The sequence below is a fragment of the Pseudomonas sp. 32_A genome, assembly GCF_017490905.1.
GTDB lineage: Bacteria > Pseudomonadota > Gammaproteobacteria > Pseudomonadales > Pseudomonadaceae > Aquipseudomonas > Aquipseudomonas inefficax.
Map to the genome: position 1 here is coordinate 58,836 of NZ_JAFGYI010000031.1, position 9,539 is coordinate 68,374.

Sequence of the window (9,539 nt, forward strand, 5' to 3'; positions counted from 1 at the left end):
TCGTATATTCCCCGACAACCTTCAATTACTGGAAGATTCTTCTCGATGGACAGGACCGATCGAAAAATGCTTGCCGAACTGCAAAAAGACGGTCGGTTATCGGTGACCGAACTGGCCGACCGTGTGGGGCTCAGCCTGTCGCCCTGCCATCGGCGCTTGAAGGCACTGGAGGAATCAGGGGCGATTCTTGGCTATCACGCCCGCCTGGCGCCGAGCGCGCTGGGGCTGAACTTTGCCGCGCTGGTATTCGTGACCCTGCGCGAAGTCACCCGCCAGCCGGTTGCGGACTTTGAAGCGGCGCTGGCTGAAATCCCGCAGATCGTCGAAGCGCAGCGGCTGTTTGGCGACCCGGATTACCTGCTGCATGTGGTGGCCAAGGATCTGCCCGCGTTCCAGAAGCTGTATGACGAGCAGCTGACCAGCATTCCCAATGTGAAGCGGTTGAGTTCGACGCTGGTGATGAAAGAGGTGATTCAGGATCGGTTGTTGCCGATGTAGCGTTTTGCCTGTGTCGGCCCTTTCGCGGGTGAACCCGCTCCCACCTCGACCGCATTGATTTCAAGCCATGCGCAGTACCTGTGGGAGCGGGTTCACCCGCGAAAGGGCCAGCACAGGCAGCATTTCTATCCGCCCTGCAAACGCGCACGGCGCACCACCAAAGCACACCGCTTCTCGCCTCCATCAGGCCCAAATCCCTCTAGCCCAAGCGCTCCCGCCCCCTGGCACCCTCCTTGCTACCGTCCCCCGCTTAACCTTTTGTCAGCCTTAGTTTTTTTAACGTTTATGGGCACATATTTACTAATTTCTCGTTGCCCCCGCGCCCCGCATCATCGCTCCAACAAGAACGCGTCGCCCTTCGCCGGCACGCCCCCGGGCAGCTCCCGATGCCCTACCTTGCCTTGGAGTCAGTCATGACCAGTGCAGCCAATTCGGCACCCCTCATAGAAAAACACACGATCGGCTACGTGCCCCCGCAAGACCGCCATGGAAAGGTAAGGGATCTGTTCACACTGTGGTTCGGCGGCAATATCGCGCCGCTACCCATCGTCACCGGTGCACTGGGCGTGCAACTGTTCCACCTGAACCTGGTATGGGGCATCGTCGCTATCCTGGTCGGCCACCTGGTCGGTGGCGTACTGATGGCGCTGCACTCGGCACAAGGCCCGCAAATGGGCATCCCGCAGATGATCCAGAGCCGCGCCCAGTTCGGCTCGCTCGGTGCGCTGCTGGTGGTGGTGATCGCCGGGGTCATGTACATCGGCTTCTTCGCCTCCAACATCGTCCTCGCGGGCAAGTCGCTGCACGGCGTGGTCGATGCCGTGCCGGTGTCGGTGGGCATTGTCATCGGTGCGCTGGGCTCGGGCATCATCGGCATCATCGGCTACCGCTTCATCCACGTGCTCAACCGCATTGGTACCTGGGTGCTGGGTATCGGCATCGTGGTCGGCTTCGGCTACATCTTCAGCCACGTACAGAGTGACGACTTCCTCACGCGCGGCGGCTTCAACCCGGCGGGCTGGCTGGCCACCGTGTCGCTGGCAGCGCTGTGGCAGATTGCCTTTGCGCCCTACGTGTCAGACTACTCGCGCTACCTGCCAGCAGACGTGAAGGTCAGCTCGACGTTCTGGACTACCTACCTGGGCTCGGCCCTGGGTTCGAGCCTGTCGTTCATCTTCGGCGCCGTGGCGGTGCTGGCGATCCCGGCCGGCATGGACACCATGGACGCGGTCAAGCTGGCCACCGGCACCCTCGGCCCGATCATGCTGGTGCTGTTCCTGCTCAGCGTGATCAGCCACAACGCCCTCAACCTGTATGGCGCAGTGCTGTCGATCATCACCCTGGTGCAAACCTTCGCCCACCGCTGGATCCCCACCGCCAGGAGCCGCGCCGTGCTGTCGCTGGTCGTACTGACGGCCTGTTGCGTGGTGGCGGTGTTCGCCTCGGCGGACTTCATCGGCCACTTCGTCGACATGGTGCTGGTGCTGCTGGTGGTGCTGGTGCCATGGACAGCGATCAACCTGATCGACTTCTATGCCATTCACAAGGGTGACTACGACATCCAGTCGATCTTCCAGGTCGATGGCGGCATCTACGGGCGCTACAACCCGCAGGCGCTGATCGCTTATGCCGTGGGCATCGTGGTGCAGATCCCGTTCATGAACACGCCCCTGTATGTCGGGCCGATTTCCGAGCATATCAACGGTGCGGACCTGTCGTGGCTGGTGGGGCTGGCGGTTACCTCGCCGCTGTACTGGTGGCTGGCCAGCCGTGACAGCGCCTACCGTCGCCGGCAGATGAGTGCCAAGGTGGCCATGGGGCACTGATTCAACCTCGCGGGTAAACCCACAGGGAAAGCACAGATCCTGAGACTTGCGATATCCCTGTGGGAGTGGCTTGCCGGCGATGAGGCCGGCACAGGCGACTAGACTCCCTCAGGCAGCAGGCTGCGCTCGAACGTGAACGCCCGCCCCCCCTGCGGTGTGTGCTGATACAACTGCTGCGGCCGACCCAGCCTGGGCTGGTTTTTCTCCCCGGTGTCCCTCACCCACCCGCGTTCGCGCAAGCGCTCCAGGCGTTTGCGCAGCGAGGTGTTGTTCACCGCCTGCCCCAGGCAAGCCTGCACCGCACCTAGCGCATCCAGCACAGTGAACTTCTCGGCCAGCAAGTACAGCGGCAGGCTGCTGTACACCGTCTTCGCCGCCAGCCGCTCACGGGCAAGCTCCACCAACAGGTTGTGATCAAATGGCAGCAGCACCTTGCGCGCCAATACGCTGTCCAAGTCGAAAAACGCCAGTTGCTCGCCCTCGACGACCTGCCCCGGTTCGAGCAATGCCAGGTAATAGGTACTGAGCGACCAGCCACGCGGGTCGCGGAAAGCATTGCCCTCGGTCCCCACCTGTTCCATGTAGCACGGTACGACTTGGGCTTTCTCGCGCAGCGCACGTTCGGCGGCCGCTTCCAGGCTGGTGTCGGGGATGCGGCCATTGACGATGACCCCGGGCAAGGCCCATTGGCCGGCATGCGGTTCACGCTCACGACGGTGCAACAGCACTTGCAGATGCTGAGCTTCGGGGGCCATGCGCAGGGCGACGATATCGACGCTGGCCAGGACTTCGACTGTACTCACCGGGCGACTCCTTGTTCAAGCTCATTATAATCCACCAGGGCATCTAAGTAAGGCAAGCAGAAACCCGATATAAAATGGCGCTTGACACACTTAATACACCAGGTGAATTATATAGCCATTCCAGCAAGGAGAACCGCCATGAAGATCGCCAGTTTCGATGTCGACGCCCAGAACGGCTTCACCAGCAACGTGCCGCAAGAACTGCCGGTTCCTGAAGGCGATGAAATCGCGGCAGATCTCAATACCATGGCCTTGCGTGCCGACCTGCGCCTGGGCAGCAAGGACGCCCACCCGGCCAACGCCGCCTGGGTGGTCGCCGACCCCGCACACATGTTGCAACCCCTGTCCCTGGCCAACGCCGACCTGACTTGGGTCAGTCACTGCGTCCCCGGCACTCCCGGTTTCGAGCTGCTGCCCGGCTTGCCTGCTCCCATCGACTACGACTATTTCGTGTGGAAAGGCGTCGAGCCCGACCTGCACCCCTACGGCGCCTGCTACCACGACCTGGCCGAGCGTCGCTCCACCGGGGTAATCGAGTACCTCAAGGTACAGCAGGTAGGTGCAGTGATTGTCGGTGGCCTGGCCCTGGACTATTGCGTCAGGACCACCGCCCGCCAATTGCGCCAGGCCGGTTTCCAGGTGCTTTTGTACCTGCCGGCCTGCCGTGCACTCACCCAGGCAGGCGCCATCGAGGCGTGTGGCGCCCTGGCCGCCGAGGGCGTGATCCTCTGCGGCGACGAAGCGGCGCTGGACTACCAGCTCTCTCTGATCAAGGAAGACCGCCCATGAGCGACAGCGTTTTCGGCCCGCGCATCATCCAGAACCTGCTGGACACCGACTTCTACAAGATCACCATGATGCAGGCGGTGCTGCACAACTACCCCAACGCCGAAGTGGAATGGGAATTCCGCTGCCGTAACGGCGAGAACCTCGCACCTTACCTGGCGGAAATCCGTTACCAGGTCGAGCAACTGGCCGATGTCAGCGTCACTCATGACCAGCTCGCCTACCTGGAAAAGATCCCGTTCATCAAACCGGACTTCATCCGTTTTCTCAGCCTGTTCCGCTTCAACCTGCGCTATGTGCAGGTGGGCCTGGATGCTGCCGGGCAACTGGCGATTCGCGTGCGCGGGCCGTGGCTGCATGTGATTCTGTACGAGATCCCGCTGCTGGCGATCATCAGCGAGGTGCGCAACCGCTACCGGTACCGCGAGGTAGTGATAGAGCAAGTCCGCGAGCGCCTGTATCAGAACCTCGACTGGCTAACGACGGAGGCCAGCGCCGAAGAACTGGCCGGTTTCCAACTGGCCGACTTCGGCACCCGGCGGCGCTTCTCCTACCGGGTGCAGGAAGAGGTGGTACACATTCTCAAACGTGACTTCCCGGGCCGCTTTGTCGGTACCAGCAACGTGCACCTGGCCCGTGAATACCAGCTCAAGCCGATCGGCACCATGGCCCACGAATGGTTCATGGCCCACCAGCAGCTCGGCCCACGACTGGTCGACAGCCAAGCCGCTGCGCTGGAATGCTGGGTGCGGGAATACCGGGGGCTGCTGGGCATCGCCCTGACCGACTGCATCACCATGGACGCATTCCTGGGCGATTTCGACCTGTACTTCGCCAAGCTGTTCGATGGCCTGCGGCACGATTCGGGCGACCCGCTGGCCTGGGCGGAAAAGGCCATTGCCCACTATGAGCGGCTGGGGATCGACCCGAAGAGCAAGACCCTGATCTTTTCCGACGGGCTGGACCTTGCCAAGGCGCTGCGGCTGTACCGGGCGCTGCATGGGCGGATCAATGTGAGCTTTGGCATTGGTACCCGGCTGACCTGCGATATCCCGGGGGTGGAGCCGATGAACATCGTGATCAAGATGACGGCGTGCAATGGGGCACCGGTGGCCAAGATTTCCGACAGCCCGGGCAAGACACAGTGCCGGGATGAGAACTTCGTGGCCTATCTGAAGCATGTGTTCAAGGTGGATTGAGGGTGCCTGTGCTGGCCTCTTCGCGGGCTCGCCCGCTCCCACAGATGTCTCACGGCTCTTGCACGCGGTGCAGTACCTGTGGGAGCGGGTTCACCCGCGAAAGGCCGGTACAGTCACCCCACCTCTTGCAGGCCAATACACAACTCAAGGAACCGCGCCGCCGCCCGCGAGGGCGTCGCTGCATGTGGCATCAGTATGGAAAACCGCCTGACCAAGGGCTCTGGCCCAACCTGCAACCGCTGCAACGCCCCGTCCTCATGCCGGATCGACATCGCCGACACAAAACCGATCCCCATCCCGGCCCGCACCGCTTCCTTCACCCCTTCCACCCCGGCAATCTCCAGCGCCACGCGCATTGCCACGCCGCTGCGGGCAAACGCCCGCTCGACGATCTGCCGCACACCCGAACCACTCTCACGCAGTACCAAGGGGTAAGCCCCCAGCGACGCCAGCGTCTGCCGATCACTGCCAGCCAGCGGATGACCACGCGGCACGATGGCCACGATCTCGTCTTCCCGCCACGCTGTCACCGCCGTGCCCAATGGCAGCTCCTGCCCAGGTGGCCCTTCGATCAGGGCGATATCTACGCTGTCCAGCGCAGCGACAATTTCCGCCGTATTGCCGTTGGAGGTGCTTACCAGCACCTCGGGGTAGCGGGCATGGAAATCGGCAATCAGGTAGGGCAGCAGGTAGCTGGCCGGCGTGGTACTGGCGCCGATGCGCAAGGTACCGCGCTCCAGCCCGCGCATGGCCTCGCGCAACGCCTGGGCTTGACGGAAGGTTTCGCGCAGGCGCTCGGCATGGGCCAACAATTGCTCACCGGCTGCTGTCAGCCGCACACCACGGCCTGCGCGCTGATACAGGGGCTCGCCAAAGGCTTCCTGCAGCAGCTTGAGCTGGCCGGACACGGCCGGCTGCGACAGGTGCAGAGCCTGGGCCGCATGGCTGATGTTGCCGTGCTCGGCGACGGTGGCGAATGTTATCAGTTGTTCTGGGGTCATGAGTGCAAAATATCAGCTCAACGGATATTTGCCATTCTGAATTACGATTTTTTATAAGCTTATAACCAGATTAACGTAAGCCATGTCGAAACACCTTTCCGGAGGGCTCACATGGCCACGGTTCCATCCACACCCGCCTTGGCGCCTACCCTCTCTACCCGAGGGCGGCTCAATGGCATCCTGTTCGTCGCGCTGTTCGCGCTTGCGGTCACCCAGCTGGCCGCCCTGCCCGCCATCGCCAACCTGGGTATCAGCCCGCTGATTGTCGGTATCGTCGCCGGTGCGCTTTACGGCAACGCACTGCGTGACGGTTTACCGGCCAGCTGGGCAGCGGGTATCAACTTTTCCGCCCGCGGCCTGCTGCGCATTGCCGTGGCCTTCTTCGGCCTGCGGGTAAGCCTGCAGGAAATTGCCGAAGTCGGCTGGTCCGGGCTCATCGTGTCGTTGCTGGTGGTGTCCAGCACCCTGCTGATCGGCCTGTGGTGCGGCATGAAGCTGTTCAAGCTGGACCGCGAAACCGCCTTGCTGACTGCGGCCGGCAGCGCCATCTGCGGCGCCGCAGCGGTTCTGGCCTTCGAGTCGGCCCTGCGCAGTGCACCGCACAAAAGCGCCATGGCGGTTGGTAGCGTGGTGCTGTTCGGCACCCTGTCGATGTTCCTCTTCCCATTGGCGATCAATGCCGGCTGGCTGCAACTGGACACCATGGGCGCCGGGCTGTTCCTGGGTGGCACCATTCACGAAGTGGCCCAGGTAGTCGGTGCGGCCAGCAACGTCAGCCCCGAGGCCACGCATATCGCCACCATCGTCAAGATGACTCGGGTGATCCTGCTGGTACCGGTGCTGCTGGTGGTCGGGTTTTGGATCAGCCGCGCGCGCCAGCCGGGCCAGGCACAGGGCAACGGGCGCATCGCCATGCCCTGGTTCGCCTTCGGCTTCCTTGCGCTGGTGCTGGTGAATTCGCTGCAGGTACTGCCGGGCAGCGTGACGCAGGCGGTCAACAGCCTGGATACCTTTGCCCTGACCATGGCCATGACCGCGCTGGGCATGGAAACGCGCTTCAGCCAGATTCGCCAGGCCGGGCCGCGGGCGCTGGCCACCGGGGCGATTCTCAACCTCTGGCTGGTGTTTGGCGGCGTAGCGATTACCTTGGGTGTGCAGAGGCTGTTGGGATGACTTGAGACCGAGTCGCCTGCTTCGCGGGTAAACCCGCTCCCACAGGTATCGCGCTGCCTTCAGAACCTGCGCCGTACCTGTGGGAGCGGGTTTACCCGCGAAGCAGGCGGCTCGGTCTCATGAGGTTTTTGTTGCCCCCCCTCGTTGCCGTCCGCATTTCTCGGTATGGTGTTGTCAAAGAAGGATGTTTTACCCGCACAGGAAAGACTTAGATGCCTCAACGCAATGTCATCAATGCATCCGTCAGCCCCAAAGGCAGCCTGGAGACGCTGTCACAACGTGAAGTGCAGCAACTGAGTGAAGTCGGTACCGGTAGCCTTTACACCCTGTTCCGCCAGTGCGCCCTGGCCATCCTCAACACCGGCGCCCATGTCGACAATGCCAAGACCATCCTCGAGGCCTATCAGGACTTCGAGGTGCGTATCCATCAACAGGACCGCGGCGTGCGCCTGGAGCTGCTGAATGCCCCGGCCGACGCCTTCGTCGATGGCGAAATGATCGCCAGCACCCGTGAAATGCTGTTCAGCGCCCTGCGCGACATCGTCTACACCGAAAGCGAGCTGGCCAGCCAGCGCATAGACCTGGAAAGCTCCCAGGGCATCACCGACTATGTCTTCCATCTGCTGCGCAACGCCCGCACCCTGCGCCCGGGCGTGGAGCCGAAGATGGTGGTGTGCTGGGGTGGCCATTCGATCAGCAGCGAGGAATACCAGTACACCAAGAAGGTCGGCCACGAGCTGGGCCTGCGCAAGCTGGACGTGTGCACCGGCTGCGGCCCGGGTGTGATGAAGGGCCCGATGAAAGGTGCCACCATTGCCCACGCCAAGCAACGCATGCACGGCAGCCGCTACCTGGGCCTGACCGAGCCCGGCATCATCGCCGCCGAAGCGCCCAACCCGATCGTCAACGAACTGGTGATCCTGCCGGACATCGAGAAGCGCCTGGAAGCCTTCGTCCGTGTCGGCCATGGCATCATCATCTTCCCGGGCGGTGCCGGCACGGCCGAGGAGTTCCTCTACCTGCTGGGCATCCTCATGCACCCGGACAACCAGGAGCTGCCGTTCCCGGTGGTACTCACCGGCCCGCGCAGTGCCGAGCCGTACCTGCAGCAGTTGCACGCCTTCGTCGGCGCCACCCTGGGCGAGGCGGCGCATCGCTTGTACGAGATCATCATCGATGACCCGGCGGAAGTTGCCCGGCACATGGTCGAAGGGCTCAAGGCGGTGAAGCAGTTCCGCCGCGAGCGCAACGATGCCTTCCATTTCAACTGGCTGCTGAAGATCGAGGAGAGCTTCCAGCGCCCGTTCGATCCGACCCACCAGGCCATGGCTGACCTTGACCTGCGCCGCGAGCTGCCGGCCCACGAACTGGCCGCCAACCTGCGCCGGGCGTTTTCCGGCATTGTCGCCGGCAACGTGAAGGACAAGGGCATCCGCCTGATCGAGGAACACGGGCCGTATCAGATTCGTGGCGACAGTGCCGTGCTCGACCCACTGGGCCGGCTGTTGCAGGCGTTCGTCGACCAGCACCGGATGAAGCTGCCTGGTGGCGCGGCGTATGTACCGTGCTACCAGGTGGTGACCTGATTCGCCCTGACTGAATTGTAAGTTTGCCGTCATGCCCCTGTGGGTTGCTCATCGATAGCCTGAGTGCCGAGATGACTGACCTACAGAGGTTCGACGATGAAAACCTTTCTTGCTGGCGGCGTATTGCTGCTGTTGCTGACTGGCCAGGCGCTGGCCTATTCCGATAACCGTGCCGAGCAGGTGCTGACCGAACACCAGCAAGCGATTTCGGCGTATGCGGCCAAGGCTGGCAAGCCGATGCCGACGGTCGAGGATTACCGTTATGGCATGAAGCTGGACATTGCCAGTTTTCGTGCGACAGTCCGACGATCCGAAGACCTGCATCGTTGTACCGAAGCTGATGACCTTCGAAGACAGCCAGGGACGCTTGCAGACCATTCGTTACAGTGCGCAATCGCAGTGCATCAATAACAAGTAGCCGCTTAATCTTGCTATTGCTATTGCTATTGCTGTTGCTATTGCTATTGCTATTGCTATTGCTATTGCTGTTGCTGTTGCTGTTGCTGTTGCTGTTGCTTCGGCTTTTGCTTCTGGCACGCGATAGTTCAGGCGCCGCAGATTGCGACTTCAGGAGGCCGAGCGAAGGGACTGCGGAGGGAGGTGACGGGCATGGATGCCCGTCAAGCGCTGAGGCCCCATGGATGGGGCCTGCAGCGCGTACTCCCGG

Annotated in this window: 9 protein-coding genes; 7 read left to right on the plus strand and 2 right to left on the minus strand. The window is 62.3% G+C overall.

What is annotated here, in order from left to right; genetic code table 11:
* Positions 1-45: 45 nt before the first annotated feature.
* On the plus strand, positions 46-498 hold the full coding sequence (locus J5M58_RS18580; RefSeq protein ID WP_207879057.1) for an Lrp/AsnC family transcriptional regulator: 453 nt from the start codon (positions 46-48) through the stop codon (positions 496-498).
* 413 nt (positions 499-911) lie between these two features.
* The gene (locus J5M58_RS18585) at positions 912-2,324 is read left to right on the plus strand and encodes a cytosine permease (RefSeq protein ID WP_207879053.1); all 1,413 of its coding nucleotides are present in this window, start codon (positions 912-914) and stop codon (positions 2,322-2,324) included.
* 98 nt (positions 2,325-2,422) lie between these two features.
* On the opposite strand, the gene J5M58_RS18590 is transcribed toward J5M58_RS18585, so the two are convergent.
* Positions 2,423-3,127: an NUDIX domain-containing protein gene (locus J5M58_RS18590; RefSeq protein WP_207879054.1), complete on the minus strand. Its 705-nt coding sequence runs from the start codon at positions 3,125-3,127 to the stop codon at positions 2,423-2,425.
* Between the two features lie 138 nt (positions 3,128-3,265).
* Between J5M58_RS18590 and J5M58_RS18595 the strand changes: the two genes are divergently transcribed.
* Entirely contained in the window at positions 3,266-3,916 is a 651-nt protein-coding gene (locus J5M58_RS18595) for an isochorismatase family protein (RefSeq protein ID WP_112252646.1), read from the plus strand.
* Complete coding sequence (pncB, locus tag J5M58_RS18600; protein WP_112252647.1) at positions 3,913-5,112, plus strand: nicotinate phosphoribosyltransferase; 1,200 nt, start codon at positions 3,913-3,915, stop codon at positions 5,110-5,112. Before J5M58_RS18595 ends, pncB begins: the two co-directional genes overlap by 4 nt.
* A 113-nt stretch (positions 5,113-5,225) precedes the next feature.
* Here pncB and J5M58_RS18605 read toward each other — a convergent pair whose 3' ends face one another.
* The gene (locus J5M58_RS18605; protein ID WP_207879055.1) at positions 5,226-6,113 is read right to left on the minus strand and encodes a LysR family transcriptional regulator; all 888 of its coding nucleotides are present in this window, start codon (positions 6,111-6,113) and stop codon (positions 5,226-5,228) included.
* Positions 6,114-6,224: 111 nt separating this feature from the next.
* Between J5M58_RS18605 and J5M58_RS18610 the strand changes: the two genes are divergently transcribed.
* The 3 genes from J5M58_RS18610 to J5M58_RS28325 all read left to right on the plus strand — a co-directional run bounded on the left by J5M58_RS18610 (position 6,225) and on the right by J5M58_RS28325 (position 9,290).
* The gene (locus J5M58_RS18610) at positions 6,225-7,286 is read left to right on the plus strand and encodes a YeiH family protein (protein ID WP_112252649.1); all 1,062 of its coding nucleotides are present in this window, start codon (positions 6,225-6,227) and stop codon (positions 7,284-7,286) included.
* Between the two features lie 212 nt (positions 7,287-7,498).
* The gene (ppnN, locus tag J5M58_RS18615; RefSeq protein WP_085623623.1) at positions 7,499-8,872 is read left to right on the plus strand and encodes a nucleotide 5'-monophosphate nucleosidase PpnN; all 1,374 of its coding nucleotides are present in this window, start codon (positions 7,499-7,501) and stop codon (positions 8,870-8,872) included.
* 340 nt (positions 8,873-9,212) lie between these two features.
* Positions 9,213-9,290, plus strand: a complete 78-nt coding sequence (locus tag J5M58_RS28325; RefSeq protein ID WP_252378776.1) for a DUF2790 domain-containing protein — start codon at positions 9,213-9,215, stop codon at positions 9,288-9,290.
* Positions 9,291-9,539: the final 249 nt, after the last annotated feature.